Origin of the sequence: Paracerasibacillus soli (assembly GCF_042432965.1) — a bacterium.
Taxonomy (GTDB): domain Bacteria; phylum Bacillota; class Bacilli; order Bacillales; family Amphibacillaceae; genus Paracerasibacillus; species Paracerasibacillus soli.
Genome location: NZ_JBHLWL010000017.1, coordinates 115,878 through 134,396, shown reverse-complemented (window position 1 = coordinate 134,396; position 18,519 = coordinate 115,878). Strand labels below are relative to the sequence as shown.

Here is an 18,519-nt window from a genome sequence, read left to right as displayed (position 1 = left end):
ATTACAAACCTCGCTTTCGGTCTCTCGTTACTAACATAACAAGAAACATGGCAAGTATTAAAAAGACGGCAATCGTAGATCCCATCCCCCAGTCTTGTGTGACAAGAAAATGCTGTTCAATTGCGGTACCAAGTGTAATGACGCGGCTACCGGCAATTAATCTTGTTAACATAAATAACGATAAAGCAGGGATAAAGACGATTTGGCATCCAGATTTCACACCATCTATTGTTAACGGAAAAATAACACGTTTAAATGTTGTCCAGCGGCTCGCACCTAAGTCGTTTGCCGCATCAAGTAGGGACGGATTTAATTCATCGAGCGCATTAAATATTGGTAAAATCATAAAAGGGATAAATATGTAGACCGACACAAATATAAAGCTAAAATCAGTAAATAAAATTTGTCTCGAACCTACTCCGATAATATCCAATATGTTGTTTGCCATGCCATGCTGTCCAAATATACCGATAAATGCATAGGCCTTCAATAAAAGGTTTACCCAAGACGGTACAATAATGAGAAGTAGCCATAATTGTTTATGTTTTGTCTTCGTTAAAACATAAGCAGTAGGATACGAAATAAGTAATGCGATAACCGTAATTAAAAAGGCATACCAAAAAGAACTAAATGTCATTTTTAAATAAACAGGTGTAAAAAATTTTTGATAGTTAACGAAGGAAAAGTTCCCCTCAATATCAAAAAAGGAATAATATAATACGAGAATGATTGGCGTGATAACAAACAAAATTATCCAAAGTAAATACGGAACTGAATATAATTGGCGAGTTAGCTTTTTATTCACGTTCATCGTCCTCCGCATATGCTTCAAGACGTCGATCGAAGTCTTCTTCTGATTCTCCAAAGCGCATGACGTGGATAGCCTCAGGCTCAAAGTCTAAACCAATTTGGTCCCCAACTTGAGCTTTCTTAGTAGAATGGACGAGCCATTCGTTCCCCGCAGCGTCTTGACCAATAATTTCGTAATGTACACCGCGGAATAACTGGGAAACAACGGTTACTTTTAACTTTCCTTTTTCTTGAGAGGTAATAGCTAAATCTTCAGGACGGATGACAATTTCAATTGGCTCGTTTTTATTCATTCCCTGATCGACACATTCAAATTGCTGCCCGACGAACGCCACGCGAAAATCTTCAATCATCGTACCTTTTACGATATTTGATTCTCCTATAAAGTCAGCAACAAAGCGGTTAATTGGCTCATCGTAGATATCAATCGGTGTACCACTCTGTTGAATTTTCCCCTTATTTAGGACGAAGATTTCATCTGACATTGCGAGTGCTTCTTCTTGATCATGTGTGACAAATATAAATGTAATTCCAAGTCTACGTTGTAATTGGCGAAGTTCATACTGCATTTGTGTCCTTAACTTCAAATCTAATGCAGATAGTGGTTCATCTAGTAAAATTACTTCCGGTTCATTTACAATTGCGCGTGCGATGGCAACACGTTGACGTTGTCCACCAGACATCTCCTTAATTTCTCTATGCTCATAACCACCTAAATTCACAAAACTTAAAGCTTGTCTTACTTTCTCTTCAATTACTTTATTTTTTAATTTTTTTATCCGCAAACCGAAAGCGACATTTTCAAATACATTTAAATGAGGAAAAAGTGCATAATCTTGAAATACTGTATTTACTTGTCTTTTATTTGCGGGGATGTGGTTGCAAAGTTTCCCGTCAAAGTATATTTCCCCGGACGTTGGCTCCATAAAACCAGCAATTAATCGTAAAATTGTTGTTTTTCCACAACCAGAGGGTCCTAATAATGTATAAAATTTCCCACGTTCAATTTCAAAGCTTACTTCATTTAATACAGGTTGGTCGTCACCAAACTGCTTTGTTACATTTTTGAATTGAATAATTTGTTGGTCCGTCATTGCCACTCTCCCTTATTTTTTAATCATATGTAAAGAGTATGTATATATCTTCCCGTTCAGGTAAAAGACTATTCATTTTTTACCATACCCAATTTGGCTCAATAATTGCATAACGGAATAATTATTACATGAAAAGGCTGAAAAGGGAATAATTTTTTGTGCCTTTTCTACAACTTATAAAAATTTGTTTGAATCAAGATTACGAAAACGGGAAACAGGAAGGCTCACCTAATTATGTCTACGATTAAAATTTGCAACATGGAGTAGTGAAAATAAAGGGAAGGAAATGGTGGGGGCGTGGAATAATCAGACGACTGTGATGTTGTACTATGAGTGGGTAGCACCTTTGATAAGAGGGGACTTGAGAAGTGGTTGGGCATAACGGAATGAACGTGGGACTGTCATAAGGGTATTTTCTAACACATATAAGCAACAATACTAAAATTAAGTTTATACTTCTATCCTGATGGAAAAGTGAAACGTAGTTAGATAAGACCAAAGCGTCAGACCCCCCAACCACTACATGTAGTATGATAAAATGAGTTTTTTTACTAAATATAGTAGTTGAACGAGGGGTCAGACCCTTCATTGTTTTGATTACATCTCAATCGCGGAGTCAATAACGTCTTGTGGAATTTCTATCTTATCAATACTGTTTATACTTTGATAAGTAGCTTTTACCTCTTGATTAATGTCAAGTGTCTCTCCATCAATTTCAAATGACATATCCATGGCCATGTCTAAATCTTTAAGATCAAATGTCTTTTTATCGAATTCCATTTCATATGTTAATGTTTTTACGGTTAAGGCATCAAGCATATCTTGACCTATTTCATTAAATTGCTCCATTAATTCTTGTGGCATATATTCTTTCATTAATTCTGAAGATATTTCTTTTACTTTATCGCCATCAGCTGTTAGTTCAAGTATGAATGCATCATCTGTTTGCGTAAACTTTAAGTCTTTAGTAAATTGCTCGAGAATCTTTAATTGATCTGTTGGATCTTGTTGTTGGTTGGCCATCATCTCGAGCATTGAACCATCCATCTTCAACCACTTCTCTGACTCACTGTCGTATGTATATATGGCGTTATCTGATAGGTACAGCTCCATGTTCATATCCATAGATTCCCCATCCATAGACATCGAAATTTTCCCATTTTGATACATTGCTAGTGGATCGAGAATCATCTGTGCATCCATTTTAGTTGTAGAATCAATCGCTATATCTTCACTAGGTATATTAATCTTTTGCTTTATATCCATTGTGAGTTCGGCACTGTTTATTTTTTCAGCAGCTGCTAAAGCCTTTTTATATACTTCTTCCGCAGTTAATTCACTTACCTTTTCTTTTTTCGTTCCATCAACTGGTTCGGCTTTATTGCCGCAACCTACTAGACCAATTGTTAAGATTAATGTAATCATTAACATCCATTTTTTCATGACATTTCTCCTCACCTTTTTGTTTTTCTAGATAGTATTCATACGCAATGTATCATGAAAAGTTTCATGAGGTAATACAATTTTTGCATTTTATATAAAAATAATGAAATAATCCTAGTTCTAATTACTTAGTTTTTATATAAATGTAAGATAGAAGACTTAGATAATATGTGTTGTAGGCCCTGACCTTTGGAATTGAGCATGATACATGTGACTTCGGCAATTCATAAAAAATGGATTTGTCTAACTAAAAAATTGTAGGAGCAGGTGTGAAAGCCTCTGCTGATTGAAATTTCACCCTATAGTGAAAAGTCCCTTGCAAAATAGTATATACATTGTTATGTTAGAAAAAAGTACAAAGTTGGTGGTTAAAGTGACTGAGAATACGGAACCAATCATATCGTTAAAGAATCTCACGATGCAGTATTCCGAAAAACATGTATTAAATGGAATAGATTTAGATGTACATAAAGGGCAAATTATCGGTTACATTGGACCAAATGGTGCAGGGAAAAGTACGACGTTAAAAATCATTTTAGGTCTTGTTGATGGGTATGGTGGAAAAGTAGAGGTGTTTGGAGAAGATATTTTAACTGGAAATCATGCCTATAAGAAGAAGATTGGTTATGTACCTGAGAATGCGGAGATCTATGATAACTTGACTGCGTGTGAGTATTTAACCTTCGTAGGGGAATTGTACGGTCTTGATGCGGAAGAGGCTGAGCAAAAGGCAGAGAACTTAATGCAGGCGTTTGAAATGGCAGATGTTTTCCATGCGCGTATTTCCTCATTTTCTAAAGGAATGAAGCAAAAGGTGTTGATCACTTCTAGCCTCCTACATGATCCGGATTTAATATTTCTGGATGAACCATTAAGTGGTCTGGATGCAAATAGTGTCATGATTATGAAAGACATTTTAGAAGAACTTGCTAAACGTGGTAAGACAATCTTTTATTCATCGCATATTATGGATGTTGTAGAGAAAATAAGTAATCGCATTGTGTTAATTGCTGATGGACAAATTCGTGCAGATGGTTCATTTGAGGAACTCCAAGTGGAAAGTAAGGAAGGTTCCTTAGAAAATATATTTAATCAATTAACAGGATTTGACGAACATAGAGAAAAGGCCGAGCAGTTTGTCAAAATTATTACGAATGAGAGTGTCCGAGAGCAAGTAACGGAAAATGTGAGAGATGGGAAATCAGTAGGTGATGAAAATGAGTGATTTTCGTTCCCTAAAGATTTTAGATCGCTTTCAATCTCTGTTTCATAAATTACATATTGATTATGACATGATGCGAAAGATTATTAAGATGAAATTGACAATGGATAAGCGAAGAGTTCCAACCATTTTTAATCAAGATATGTCTAAAAAGAAAGCAGACACGAATCAGTTTTTGAAGTCATTGCTAATTTATGGGCTTTACGGATTAATACTAGTTCCGTTTATGTGGATTGACCATTATATGATGCAGATGGCAATTATATTTGGAATGGCAATGTTTATTTTAATGACATCTATGATTGCTGATTTCTCGTCGGTATTACTCGATGTCCGTGATAAAACAATTTTAGGTACGAAGCCGATTGATACACGAACAATTAATGCAGCAAAATTAATTCACGTTGGTATATATTTGTCACTTATAACCGGGGCGTTTTTAGTTATCCCGTCTGTATTTATGATTGGTGTGCAAGGCTTTTTTGTATTTCTGCTCTTTTTTTTAGAAGTTATTTTTTTAGTGTTATTTATTTTGGCGATAACTGCACTCATTTATATTTTTATCTTGAAATATTTTGATAGTGAGCGACTAAAGGACATTATTAATTATGTACAAATATTTTTAGCCATTGCCGTTGTTATCGGCTATCAAGTGCTCATTCGGCTATTTGATATAGTTGATTTAAATATTGTCTATCAATTTTCTTGGTGGCATCTACTCATTCCGCCTATATGGTTTGCCGCTCCTTTTCAACTGTTCTTTAATCAAGACTTTTCTTTTGGCATTGCATTACTTTCATTGTTAGCGGTGATTGGACCGGTTGTAGCCTTTATGCTGTACTATCGATTCATGCCTGTATTTGAAAGCAATTTGCAGAAGTTAATGGAAGAAACGGAAAAGAAGAAAAGGAAACGCCGGCCTCTTTTAAACCTTTTTGCGAGAGTTGTTTGTTTTAATAAAACGGAACGGGCTTATTTTAAGTATGCATCTCTTATGATGAGTCAAGAGCGTGATTTTAAATTGAAGGTATATCCATCGTTAGGTATGGCACTCGCTTTTCCGTTTATTTTCTTACTTAATAATATGAACATGGGGACATCTGTAGACTTTACAACGAGTAAATTATACTTCATGATTTATTTTATAAATATTATTATTGGTACAGTCGTCTTTATGTTGAGGTTTTCGAGTAAGTATAAGGGGAGTTGGATTTTTCAAGTAACGCCTTATACGGATAGTGCTACTGTGTATAGCGCAACATTGAAGGCGTTTATTGTGAGGTTATATGTACCTATATATCTTCTTGTAGCAATCTCATTTGTTTTTATATTTTCAGTAAGAATTATTCCAGATTTAATCGTTATATTTGTGGCGGCCATCTTATATACATTGATTTCTTATGTAATTGTAAATAAAGGAGCTTATCCATTTTCTGAACCGTATGAGGCGGGACAACAAGGTGGAAACTCGTTAACGCTTTTCTTACTCATGATTATTGTCGGAGTGTTGGCATTCATTCATTTTATTATGTTGCATGTAACTTTTGGCTTGTATATTTATTTGGGAATATTGCTTATCGCCACGTTTGTAGGATGGAAGATAGTTTTCAAAAGGAAGTAGTAAGTAGTGAACAAAAGATAGCTAGCAATTGGCCTTTACTAGCAGTCTTGGCAACAGTTATCGTGATTGGTGGAGCGGTATTTGTTGTGTATAGGTGAAAGAAAAGGGGGGTGCATTATCATATGCCAGTCTGTAACCAGTGCCAAACGAAATGGACGTTTGGCCAAACATGTAGAAAGATGTTTACATTAAATACAAGTATGACTTGCCCAAGTTGCGGAGAGTCACAATATCCGACAGCGAAGACAAGGAAAAAGAATACACTCATTTTATTGATATTGCCAATAACGTTTATTTTAAAATTAATATTCTCCCTTAGCCCTGTAACAACGCTTGTCATATTGATTAGTACGTTAATAATTGCAGTAAGCACATATCCCTTTTGGCTTGAATTATCCAACGAAGAAGAGGCATTGTTTTAGTGCTGCCTCTTTTCATTTTGCCTGTTTTTTAAAAGGATTGTTGTTTTGACACAATCGTCGTTAATTTTCACATGCCTCTCATGTTTATAGCAAACTTGGAAAGGAAATATGCAGGAAAGAGTACGTTAAAAGGTGGGGATACGATGGATTTGGCACGTTTATCTCAATCGTTTCAGGTCTTTGCTGAAAGGGAATGTCGTCATTCAAGTCAATTATACTACCATTTAGCTAAACAAATTTCCCGTGATGATCGTTTGCTAGAACTATGCAAGCAGACAAGATCAGGGCAGCCTGTACCAAATATGTTGTTTGGTGCTGTACATTATTTATTGTTAAAAGGAAAAGGGAAGCAACAACTTCACAACTACTATGCGAGTATGACAGAAAATCCAGTAGATGCTGTAGAAGCATATCCCGTATTTCGAGCTTTTTGTCTTCAAAATGAACAGGAGATGACGCATCTTTTACAAACGAAATTGGTGCAAACAAATGAAGTGAGACGTTGTGCATATTTATTACCTGTTTTTTCCTATATTTATGAGAAGATAAATAAGCCGCTTGCCTTAGTAGAAATCGGCACAAGTGCTGGCTTTCAATTGTTGTGGGATACATATCGCTATGTGTACAACGGGAGTACGATTGGAGACGATAAGGACGGTTATATTATTTCAGAGGTTAAAGGGGAGCAGCAACCATACATACCAAAAGAAATGCCAAGTGTAAATTGTCGGTATGGCCTAGATTTGCATATTAATGATGTGATGAACGCCGAAGATTACTTGTGGTTACAAGCATTAATTTGGCCAGAACATGAAGACCGCCGCATGTTATTCCAGATGGCTGCTAATCAAGTGGATCGATATCAAGATGAACTTCATTTCATGGAAGGAGATGGTGTACAATTACTTCCACAAGTTGTGGATAAAATCTCCGAAGATGCGATTGTTTGTGTGTTTCATACACATGTAGCAAATCAATTTCCAGAAGCATTAAAAAATCGGTTACTTGAAAACATTCGTTTCATTGGAAAAAGGCGCGATATCTTTCATGTTTACAATAATATGTGGGATACAAAGCTGCATATTGATTCCATTGTGGACAAAAAAGAACATAAAAAGATTGTGGGGACAACTGATGGACATGGACGCTGGTTCACATGGGAACTTTAAATCGTAACTTTTCTCCGCGTAGGTCATAGTATAGGAGTATGATATGTTTCGTGTGGGGGAATTTCATGAATACGTTTTATAATGGTTACTATGTTCCCGTAATATGGGGAGCAGCATTTTATCCATACCGCTGTTATGACAATCCTCATTCTTTAATCTCTTGTGGAAGAAATGAATATATAGATTATCCACATGTGTATAGAAAGGATTGTGCGTATCCCCAAAGAACAACTATGTATGCGGAGACGCAACGGCAATTTCCAGAAGTTGATCCAAAACTTTTGCATGAGTCGGCGAATATCTCAAGAAAGTTAATGCAAGATGCAACGCTTGTTTTAAATCGGTTTGCTAGTTCATTAGAGTTTGGAAAACAGGTGATGACCGCTGCCCAGGAATCTAAAACAGAAGAGGTGCTTCGGTTAATTAAATCAACCGGTGCAGATTCAGCATCAGAAGTTCACTTTAATCCAGATTCTTTGCGTGTAAAATTTGAGTCAAAGACGAGTCAGGATGCGGATTGTTGTCAGCTATTGATTATTTTGAAATGGAGATAAACTGAGAGTACGATAAAAGCGTCGTGTGGCGCTTTTTTTATTTGCATAAAAACTCCCATTTACATTTGTTTATAAGTATAAATCGTAATGATATCTCCAATATCCATGAGAAGTGTGCTTGAAAAAAACTGTTGACAAGTTTATCATTTTTTGAAATACTAATCTAGGAAATTAAATATTGGTACCTTTAAATCAGTCCTGTGAGGCTGACAAGGGCAGCGGATGAGTGAAGCGATATTTGACCTACGTGCTTAGTGGGGGAAATATCGTATATTCACGGTAAAAACAGGCTACTTGTCGGAACACGGCAAATAGCCTGTTTTTTTATGTAGTCAAGCTACCATGGTACCAAATTCAAATAGAGGAGGAATTTGGTATGAAAAAAGTAGATAAAGAGTTCTCATTGGAGGCTGTACCCCAATCAAGTAGACATGGATTTTGGCGGATGTTAGTGGTTATGTTAGGGTTGACATTCTTCTCGGCGAGTATGTGGTCTGGGGGAACACTTGGTGAGGGGTTAACCTTTATACAATTTATGGGGATTGTTTTAGTAGGTAACCTTATTTTAGGTGCTTATACAGGTGCACTTGCATATATGGCTGCTAAAACTGGATTGTCCACACACTTACTTGCTCGCTATGCTTTTGGAGAAAAGGGATCCTATTTATCTTCCTTTATGCTCGCGTTCACACAGATTGGATGGTTTGGTGTAGGGGTAGCAATGTTTGCTGTTCCGGTTCATAAGGTAACAGGAATTGATACGTATGTATTAATTGCAATCGCGGGTGTGCTTATGTCGATCACCGCATTTTTTGGTATGAAGGCATTGGCTATCATTAGTTTTATTGCTGTACCACTTATTACAATTTTAGGGACAACATCTGTTTTCAAAGCGACAGAATCAGTTGGTGGCATGCAAGGTCTACTAAACTATGAACCGTCAGAAATGATGGGGCTTGCTGCAGCTTTAACAATTTGTATTGGCTCATTTATTAGTGCTGGAACGCTAACACCGGATTTCACACGATTTGCAAATACGAAAAAATCTGCGGTTATTTCAACTGTAATTGCATTTTTTATTGGAAACTCACTGATGTTTGTTTTCGGTGCGATCGGTGCGATTGCAACTGGACAAGCGGATGTATCCGAAGTGATGTTTATCCAAGGGTTGATTGTTCCGGCAATTATTGTTCTCGGCTTAAATATTTGGACGACGAATGATAATGCGCTTTATGCTTCTGGATTAGGTTTATCAAACATTACAAAGATTCCAAAGCAAAAGCTTGTCGTGTTTAATGGAATTCTTGGGACACTTGCTGCAATGTGGCTATACAACAACTTTGTCGGTTGGTTAAATATTTTAGGAGCAGCATTACCACCAATTGGTGCAATTATTTTAGCGGATTTCTTTATATTAAACCGAGGGAATTATACACCATTTGCTGAAGTAAAACATAAAAAGATAAATTGGATAGCAATAATTGCTTGGGGTTTAGGTGTGTGTGCTGCACAATTTATACCAGGAATACCTCCAATTAATGCATTGCTTGGATCGGCATTTGTGCATGTAGTAGGCACAATACTTGTACGTAAGTTTGCTGGGAATCGCATGCAGTTAAATAAAGTGGAGGAAACAAAACCTGCACATGTTCAAGGATAGTGTGAAATAAGTAAAGTAGGAGTGGTAATGATGATTATAAAAAATGCAACATTGCAAAATAGAACTGGTAACTGGCATATAGAAATTCAAAATGGAAAGATTGTGCGTATTTTCCAAGGGGAATTTGAAGAAAAGGATGTATTGGATTTGCACGGAAAACTAGTACTTCCACCATTTATTGAACCACATATTCATCTTGATACGACACTAACAGCGGGCGAGCCGGAGTGGAATAAGAGCGGGACGTTGTTTGAAGGAATTGAACGCTGGGCACAACGAAAAAAGTCAATTACAAAAGAAGATGTTAAAAATCGTGCAAAACAAGCATTGAGCTGGCAAATTGCCCAAGGTATTCAATATGTACGGACACATGTTGATGTGACGGATCCAGAACTAACTGCACTGCAGGCCCTATTGGAAGTAAAGGAAGAATTGGCAGATGTTATCACATTACAACTTGTCGCATTTCCGCAAGAAGGTATTTTATCTTATCCGAATGGAGCGGAATTATTAGAAGAGGCATTGAAGCAAGGCGCGGATGTTGTTGGTGGCATTCCACATTACGAGTTTACGAGAGAAGATGGCGTGAACTCACTAAAGGTAGCATTTGATTTAGCTGAAAAATATGATAAGCCGGTAGATATTCATTGTGATGAAATCGATGATGAACAGTCGCGCTTTGTAGAGGTAGTTGCTGCAGAAGCGTATAAACGCGGAATGGGTGCGCGGGTAACTGCTAGTCACACTACGGCGATGGGTTCGTATAATGGCGCATACACATCAAAGTTATTTCGCTTACTTCACTTATCTGATATAAACTTTGTTTCCAATCCATTAGTTAATATTCATTTACAAGGGCGATTTGATACGTATCCAAAACGACGTGGGTTAACACGAGTGAAAGAACTACTGCAAGCGGGAAGAAATGTTTGTTTTGGTCATGATGATATTTTCGATCCGTGGTATCCACTAGGAACTGGTAATATGTTGCAAGTCGTGCATATGGGAATTCATGCTGCGCAACTAATGGGTTATGAGGAAATCATGCAATCTATTGATTTGGTAACAACAAACAGTGCGAAGACTTTGCAAGTAATGGATGAATACGGTATCGAAGAAGGAAAGGCAGCAAACTTTATTGTACTAGATGCTGAGAATAGTTACGAGGCAATTCGAAAACAGGCAGCTGTGCTATATTCCTTTAGAAATGGAAAAATGATTGCACAAACAAAACCGAGCGAAACGCATATTTTCATAGCTGACAAAGAAGCCGTTCATTTTAATCGTGCATAATAAAAAAGTAAAGCCTCAGGCATAAGTTGAACTACCATCTCCATTGTTAGGCACCATTTAACAGTTGGGAGGCAGTTCACGTGCTTGAGGCTTTTTTTAGTTTATCAAATAAGAAATATAATAATAATTAGAAAATTTATTTCAATTACAGAAGGAATATATTATAATTGGCATGATCTGTCGAGGGGGAGGGTCCAATTTGTTACAGTTTTTATTAAAAAGAAAAAAGATTATTGGTTTGCTTGTCGGGTTTATTTTTTTGTTAGGTACATATGCGACGATGAAAATGGATGTGGAGTTATTTCCGAAAATTGATTTTGATCAAGCGATTGTAATGATTGATACAGATGAATTACCTGCAACGGATGTGGAACAACTTGTGACGATACCGACCGAGCAAATGCTGACAAACGTAGCGGGAGTTAAAAGTTATCAATCATCATCTACAACGAGAGGGACTTCATTCACCATTGAGATTGATAGTGGAAAGGGAGATGAGGTTACAAAAGAGCTTCAGTCAGAAGTAAGTAGCTTGGCAAAACAGATTCCACAGGTCAATGACATTTTTGTGATGCAAGTATCCACGGATAATCCGTATGAATTTTATATGGATATTACCGGGGGAACAATGGTAGAGATGAGTGAATTTGCTAATCAAGTCGTAAAGAAGCGGTAAGAAGATTTACCACAAGTTCGGGAAGTTTTACTAGTAGGAACAGAAGAAAAAGAAATTGTTATTTCGTTAAATGTAGAAAAGATGAATGAATTCGGAATCCAACCAGACTTTATTACCTCAGCAATTCAACAGACGAACACAAGTACATCTATTGGTACACTCACCAAAGAAACGGGAAAACCAACACTTCGATTAGACACAACTTTTAAATCCATAGCGGATATTAAAAATATAAATATACCCTATCATGAAGGTACAAAAAAGTTAGCAGAAATTGCAACGATAACAGAAGAAACGAATGAACAAAGTCAAGTTGCTTGGCGGAATGGAGATACTGATTTTATTTTATTACAAATTGGCCGGACGAAGGATTATACGCAACTTGACATGTCTGAAGCAGTACGAACAGAAATTAGTAAAATAAAGCAGGAAGGATTACTTGAAAATATGCAAGTCGGAGAAATCGTGAGTCAAGCTGATTATGTTCGTAATGCCATTGATGGCGTGGTGGATAACATATTAATTGGTGGTGTTATTGCGATTATCGTGCTCCTGCTATTTTTGCGAAATATACGGGCGACAATGATTATCGGTTTATCAATTCCGGCGTCTATTTTATTAACAATGCTGATGATGAATTTGTTTGGTTATAGTTTAAACCTAGCAAGTTTAATTGGCTTAGGCCTTGGGATTGGTATGTTGGTAGATGCGTCTATTGTTGTTTTGGAATCTATCTATAAGAAAAAGCGACAAGGCATACCAAATAAAACTGCGGTAATTAGTGGTACAAAGGAAGTATTTACCGCTGTTATTTCATCCATGTTAACGACAATTGTCGTCTTTCTTCCAATCGGGATTTTAGATGATGATGTCGGGCAAATTGTATTTGTATTAGCTATTGTGATTGCTTTAACATTAGTTTGTTCGGTCGTCATTGCTTTTACATGGATTCCTGCGCTAGCAGAGAATTTCCTCAAAGTAAAAGTAAAGAAAACGAAGCAAAATAGAGGAATTATTTATCGATACGGTCAACTCATTGCATGGATTACAAAGAAAAGACGCCGTAGTGTTGGGATTATTACGCTGTTCTTTGCTGTTTTTATTAGTTCCTTTTTACTTGTAACAAAAATTCCAATGACTGTTATGCCAGATATTTTTAACCGTTATGCGGAAGTGATGATTGAGTTGGAGCCAGGAGTTGCGCCGGAGCAACGGAAGGAAATTGCTTTAGAAGTTCATGAGCAATTACAAAATATTACGGATGTCGCGTATGATTTAGTGATTGATAATGATGATATGCTCATTACGCTTATTAATATGACGCCTGAAGACGAACAAACGATGGAACAAGTAAAAGTAAATGAAGAAATTATGCGTTCCTTGCGGCAATTGGAAAAGGATTACCCAATTGTAAATGTACTATCTTCAACGGAAGGTACATTTGGTTTGCCGGTGCAGTTAACAATTAGTGGGGAAAGTCTAGCCGGCTTGGTAGAAGTTAGTAAACAAGTTACAGCAGAACTACAAAACATAAACGGGATTCGTTCAGTCGTGTCTGATGCAAATCATTTTTCTGAGGAATTACTCGTGCAATGGAATGAAGTGAATTTACAAAAGGATCATATATCCAAGACGGATGTGCAACAGCAAATGACATTTTTATTTCAACATGTTCCAGTAGGTTCATTGGTGAAAGATGGCCTAGCAAAGCCGATTAATTTAAAGGCAAATCAAGCTATTACGAAACAATCTACATTGTTAGATTATGAAATTAATACAGCGATAGGTCCTAAAAAATTAGCAAACTATATTTCTTTAATGCCAGTTACGACTCCAACAACGATAGAACGCCAAGATGGTGAAAGGTATGTTCGAGTAATGGCAGATATTGAAGATAGGGATTTGGGTGCTGTGAATCGTGATGTTCAAGCGTTATTAAAGAATATGGAAGTTGAAGATGGTTACACGGTTTCGTTAGCTGGTGAACTAGAGGCACAGCAAGATGCGTTTATTGATTTGCTCGTTATCTTTGCTGTATCATTATTTCTTGTTTTTCTTGTCATGGCAGTGCAGTTTAATAGTATAAAACATCCCATTATCATATTATCCGTCATTCCTATCACGATAACAGGAGTAATCGTAGGATTATTTATCACGCAAAAGGAGTTAAATATTTTATCTGGAATTGGCGTTATTATGTTAATTGGTATCGTGTTAAATAACGGTATTCTTCTTATTGATCGCGTGAAGCAGTTGCGTGCACAAGGTATGCATACAAATGAAGCAATCGTATTGGCGGGTAAAGATCGGATTCGTCCAATCTTTATGACAACATTAACAACTGTAGGTGGGATGATTCCACTCGCCTTCGCTACTGGAGCATCAAGTGGCTATCAATCACCACTAGCTGTTGTCATTATATCTGGACTACTGTTTTCAACATGCATCACATTAGTATTGATACCTGCTATTTATTTATTGTTTGAACATATGGAAAGCGGATTAAAGAAAATATTTACTAGAAAGAAAGAGAAAAAGGAATTGCCCCAAGAAGATATAGCATGATAAATTAATTCCTGGTAAAATATCATTGAAAATTAGACTTAAAGTATGATAGACTTTCTAGCGTTTCGTGTTAAAATAGAAGTATAGTGTAGATAGAACAGTCTGAATCTTGATTATCATATGTTTTATATAGTAATTTTACATGAAGGAATTGAAAATGCGATAAAGAAGGTTATATCATGAAACTTTGGATGAGAAAAATTGCAGTCACGCTCATTGCTATCGTTACGCTTGGTATGTATGTTCCGCCATTTCATGTGACAGATGAAGCGGATAATAAAGATGCATATGCATCCAAGTCAAATGTAGATGAAACAGTATCAGCAATATCTACTGTTGAAATTGAAGAAATCAAACATTTAGATGAAAGTCATCATTTCGTAAAAGATGATTATATACAAGACTTAACAGAAAAGGCAAAGGAACAGGCGGTTACGAAGCTTGGTCCTAAAATTGCAGAGCAAGTAGAGGATGAATTTGCAGCAAATATTTTACCGGCGATGGAAAGTGTATTAACGACGGTTTTGGAACAGGCGGCAGATGATGATGTACCATTTTATGCCATAACAGAACAGCCAGCACCTGGAATTGGTGAGAGAATTTTTCATGTTTATGATGAACGAAATCAAAAGGACATTGCCCGATTTCACGTACGTCGTGACAACCGTCCACTAGAAGGGTATTGGTTTAACTTTCATTATCATTTAAGCCATGATAATTTTGAACAACACCATGAAATTGGCGAAATTTATTGGGATAAAAATATGCCACCAAAGTGGATGGCGTAATTTCATATAAATCTAAAAGTCTAAAAAGCTAAGTATCTGCAGGGTACTTGGCTTTTTTGTATGGGCATAATTGCTTGAAAACTTGCTGCAATTATGTATTCCTCCCACTACATGATGAAAAGACAAACTGTCCTAAAGAAGTGATTCCCATCTAGTGGGCAATCAATAATGGTGGTGCTCTCAACTAGATAAATGGATAAAGTAATTGTAGCTAGACGAAGGATAAAAGTTACGGCTCTCCTAAATAGTTACCTGAATCTGTTGACATTGTATGAATATTTATTATATATTGTATTCAACAATGTTGAATCAAAGTAAACCTAATTGAATACGATATAGTAACGTATTGAACGTTATGAAATGAAAGGTTGAAAATATATTATTTTTGACGGAGGGGAGTTAGGAGTGAAACGTTGGCCGGAATTTGTGCAAATCAAAGAAGTAGGACCACGAGATGGGTTACAAAATGAGAAAAAACGTGTAGCAACAGCTGATAAAATTGCTTGGATTAACATGTTATCGGAATCCGGCGTTACCGAAGTAGAATATTCATCTTTTGTCCATCCAAAATGGGTACCGCAGTTGTCAGATGCACATGAAGTTGGGAAAAAAATTGTACGGAATCCACAAGTTTGTTATTCTGCCCTCGTTCCAAACATGAAAGGACTTGATTTAGCATTAGAAGCGGGAATTGATAGTGCCTCTGTTTTTATGTCAGCAAGTGAAACACATAATCAAAAGAATATTAATAAAACCATTGCAGAAACTTATCCAGTATTAGGTCAGGTAATAGAAGAGGCAAAAAGTGCAGGCAAACGTGTAACAGGTTATGTTTCTACCGTATTTGACTGTCCTTATGAAGGAAAGATAGAACCAGAAGCAGTTATCCGGGTTTGTGAACAGTTATTTGAGTTTGGTGTGGATGATTTGTCACTCGGTGATACAATTGGATCAGCGGTGCCATCGCAAGTTGAGGAGTTACTTCAAGCAGTATTAAAAAGATATCCGAAAGAGAAAATTATTATGCATTACCATGATACACGTGGAATGGCTATCGCAAACATTATGACATCCATGGAGTATGGTATTAACCGTTTTGATAGTTCCATCGGCGGTCTAGGTGGTTGTCCTTATGCACCGGGTGCTGCAGGAAATGTGGCGACAAATGATATTTTATATTTATTGCACGGTATGGGAATTAAAACAGGTATAGATGAAAAGAAGATTCGTGATGCCTCCTTATATATTCAAAATAAGTTGGGAAAACTGCTCCCAAGTAAATCATTGGCAGTCGCAGCAGCAAAGGCTAATGGATAGAGCCAGATATAAAGGGGTCAGACCCATGTGGGGGTCTGACCCTTTTAATTAGTCATACGTTAACGCGTACCATCCAGCAATTTCAACTATATCATGTGTCATGCTTGATTTCTCTCCAAAAACGAATAGATTCTCAGTCTAAATAAATATTCAATCTAAATATGGATTAATATGGACAAGTACGTCCTCTACCTCTTTATGGTTTTGAATGAGCGCCTGTTTTACATATAGCGCTATATCGTGTCCCGATTTTACTGTTATATTTGGATCAACACTTATTTTAATATCAATAATAATATAACTGCCGTGTGTTCTTGCGAGTAGTTGATCAATCCGTAGAACGCCATCTACATGTTGCACTGTAGCTTGATAAACTTGGATTTCATCTTTGCTAAGTACTTCTTCTAGAATGACCGAGGAAGAGGTCTTCACCAATTCGTAGCCAACCTTCATGACAATAATAGAAACGATAATACCAGCAACCGCATCTCCGTAAACTAAAAACGTAGCTTGTAACTTATCTCCTAGTATCGCTAATCCCACTCCAGCAAGGGCTGCCAGAGAAGATAGCGAGTCAGAACGGTGGTGCCAAGCCTCGCTAATTAATGCTGTACTTTTATATTTATTTCCCAGCCAATATTTGTAATAAAACAGTATTTCTTTTATGATTACGGAAGCGATTAAAATGATAAGTGCTAGTTTACCAGGTGCTTGGGGAACTTCTCCAAAGAAGACCTTGATAGATGAAATGCTAATTTCAATGCCGACAATAATTAATAATAAAGCGACAATAACCGAAGCAATATTCTCCGCTTTCCCATGGCCATATGGGTGTTCCTCATCTGGAGGTTTATTTGCTATTTTAACTGCGAATAAAATGACGACAGATCCAACTACATCTGAGGCAGAGTGAAGTGCATCGGCTAAAAGTGCACGGCTTCCAGATAAAAGGCCACCAATCGCCTTTAAAATTGTAAGTAAAATATTTACAACGATACCAATCCATGTTGCAATAATGATTGGCCGTGAGTTTTCCCGCATCAAATCACCACTCTCTATCCATTCCTATCTATCGTAACAAGCGAACCCCATGTGGGTCTATAGCAAGGTTTTTTTAAATTTAAACAAAAGAAGAAAGGTGCAAATTTGTTTCGTCTGGTAAAGATGTGAATGGTGAGAATTGTTGCGACTCTTGACCATGTGGGATTCGTATTCTATGATTAAGGCACGATACAAAGAATAGATAATGTTGGAATATAATGCCATGCCTATTGTTTTCACATGATGAAAGGGGAGAATGAAAATCGACCTGCAACAGATCGGAAGAAAAATTAGACAAGCGAGATTAAGCATAAAAAAGACCCAACAACAAGTTGCTGATCAATGTGGCATTTCTAAAAGTATGTTATCAAAAATAGAAAATGGCCAAACAGCCTCTGCAGTTGCAACACTATCAAAAATTAGTGATGCACTTGAAGTACCGCTATCATGGGTACTTGATAATCGTCCCGAGACAGATTTAGTGCTACAAGCAAAGTCTGACCGACAATATCGAGTAGATGATAATAATAGTATGGGATATTCATATGAGCTATTAGCACGTCCGCGTTTTGCAAATATAGAACCAACGATTGTGCATGTTACACCAATGGATTCAAATTATCGCAATGAGCCATACACCCATTCCCAAGATGAATTTATTTATATATTAGAAGGATCTATTTATTTGTTTTATGATGGGGAAAGGCATTTGATGGAAAAGGGAGATACTGCTTACTTTAAAGGCACAAAGCCACATTTGTTTATGCCTGTAGATAACGAAGGTGCAGAAGTTTTGACGATGTTTATGAATCAGGTGAATGATTCATTGTAATCCTATCATGCA

At 36.8% G+C, this 18,519-nt stretch carries 14 protein-coding genes and 1 pseudogene; 11 read left to right on the top strand and 4 right to left on the bottom strand.

The features are described 5' to 3' along the window. Position 1 precedes the first annotated feature (1 nt). The 3 genes from ACFFIS_RS05545 to ACFFIS_RS05535 form a co-directional block, all read right to left on the bottom strand. Positions 2–811 carry an ABC transporter permease gene (locus ACFFIS_RS05545; RefSeq protein ID WP_390186521.1) on the bottom strand — a complete coding sequence of 270 codons (810 nt, stop codon included), beginning with the start codon at positions 809–811 and terminating at the stop codon, positions 2–4. Further along, positions 798–1,904 (bottom strand): ABC transporter ATP-binding protein, encoded by a 1,107-nt coding sequence (locus tag ACFFIS_RS05540; RefSeq protein WP_320380447.1) that lies wholly within the window; start codon positions 1,902–1,904, stop codon positions 798–800. Before ACFFIS_RS05540 ends, ACFFIS_RS05545 begins: the two co-directional genes overlap by 14 nt. 597 nt (positions 1,905–2,501) lie before the next feature. Continuing rightward, positions 2,502–3,347: a DUF6612 family protein gene (locus tag ACFFIS_RS05535; protein WP_390186518.1), complete on the bottom strand. Its 846-nt coding sequence runs from the start codon at positions 3,345–3,347 to the stop codon at positions 2,502–2,504. Between the two features lie 373 nt (positions 3,348–3,720). Between ACFFIS_RS05535 and ACFFIS_RS05530 the strand changes: the two genes are divergently transcribed. From ACFFIS_RS05530 to ACFFIS_RS05485, 10 genes and pseudogenes are all read left to right on the top strand, one after another. Beyond that, positions 3,721–4,572, top strand: a complete 852-nt coding sequence (locus ACFFIS_RS05530) for an ABC transporter ATP-binding protein (protein ID WP_390186517.1) — start codon at positions 3,721–3,723, stop codon at positions 4,570–4,572. Then, positions 4,565–6,190 (top strand): hypothetical protein, encoded by a 1,626-nt coding sequence (locus ACFFIS_RS05525; protein ID WP_390186515.1) that lies wholly within the window; start codon positions 4,565–4,567, stop codon positions 6,188–6,190. The genes ACFFIS_RS05530 and ACFFIS_RS05525 overlap by 8 nt, the downstream gene beginning before the upstream one ends. 122 nt (positions 6,191–6,312) lie before the next feature. Then, on the top strand, positions 6,313–6,612 hold the full coding sequence (locus tag ACFFIS_RS05520) for a TIGR04104 family putative zinc finger protein (protein WP_320380442.1): 300 nt from the start codon (positions 6,313–6,315) through the stop codon (positions 6,610–6,612). Positions 6,613–6,755: 143 nt separating this feature from the next. Further along, positions 6,756–7,781: a DUF2332 domain-containing protein gene (locus tag ACFFIS_RS05515; protein WP_390186513.1), complete on the top strand. Its 1,026-nt coding sequence runs from the start codon at positions 6,756–6,758 to the stop codon at positions 7,779–7,781. 65 nt (positions 7,782–7,846) lie between these two features. Continuing rightward, complete coding sequence (locus tag ACFFIS_RS05510) at positions 7,847–8,335, top strand: YuzC family spore coat inner layer protein (RefSeq protein WP_320380441.1); 489 nt, start codon at positions 7,847–7,849, stop codon at positions 8,333–8,335. Positions 8,336–8,711: 376 nt separating this feature from the next. Continuing rightward, on the top strand, positions 8,712–9,995 hold the full coding sequence (codB, locus tag ACFFIS_RS05505) for a cytosine permease (protein WP_390186512.1): 1,284 nt from the start codon (positions 8,712–8,714) through the stop codon (positions 9,993–9,995). Positions 9,996–10,025: 30 nt separating this feature from the next. Continuing rightward, positions 10,026–11,288 carry a cytosine deaminase gene (codA, locus tag ACFFIS_RS05500; protein ID WP_320380440.1) on the top strand — a complete coding sequence of 421 codons (1,263 nt, stop codon included), beginning with the start codon at positions 10,026–10,028 and terminating at the stop codon, positions 11,286–11,288. Positions 11,289–11,460: 172 nt separating this feature from the next. Then, positions 11,461–14,529: pseudogene (locus ACFFIS_RS05495) on the top strand (efflux RND transporter permease subunit). A gap of 179 nt (positions 14,530–14,708) precedes the next feature. Next, the gene (locus ACFFIS_RS05490) at positions 14,709–15,317 is read left to right on the top strand and encodes a YpjP family protein (RefSeq protein WP_320380437.1); all 609 of its coding nucleotides are present in this window, start codon (positions 14,709–14,711) and stop codon (positions 15,315–15,317) included. A gap of 405 nt (positions 15,318–15,722) precedes the next feature. After that, positions 15,723–16,634, top strand: coding sequence for a hydroxymethylglutaryl-CoA lyase (locus ACFFIS_RS05485; RefSeq protein ID WP_320380436.1), 912 nt, complete (start codon positions 15,723–15,725; stop codon positions 16,632–16,634). Positions 16,635–16,784: 150 nt separating this feature from the next. On the opposite strand, the gene ACFFIS_RS05480 is transcribed toward ACFFIS_RS05485, so the two are convergent. Continuing rightward, the gene (locus ACFFIS_RS05480; protein WP_320380434.1) at positions 16,785–17,675 is read right to left on the bottom strand and encodes a cation diffusion facilitator family transporter; all 891 of its coding nucleotides are present in this window, start codon (positions 17,673–17,675) and stop codon (positions 16,785–16,787) included. 256 nt (positions 17,676–17,931) lie between these two features. On the opposite strand from ACFFIS_RS05480, the gene ACFFIS_RS05475 reads away from it, so the two are divergent. Beyond that, on the top strand, positions 17,932–18,507 hold the full coding sequence (locus ACFFIS_RS05475) for a helix-turn-helix domain-containing protein (RefSeq protein ID WP_320380433.1): 576 nt from the start codon (positions 17,932–17,934) through the stop codon (positions 18,505–18,507). Positions 18,508–18,519 lie beyond the last annotated feature (12 nt).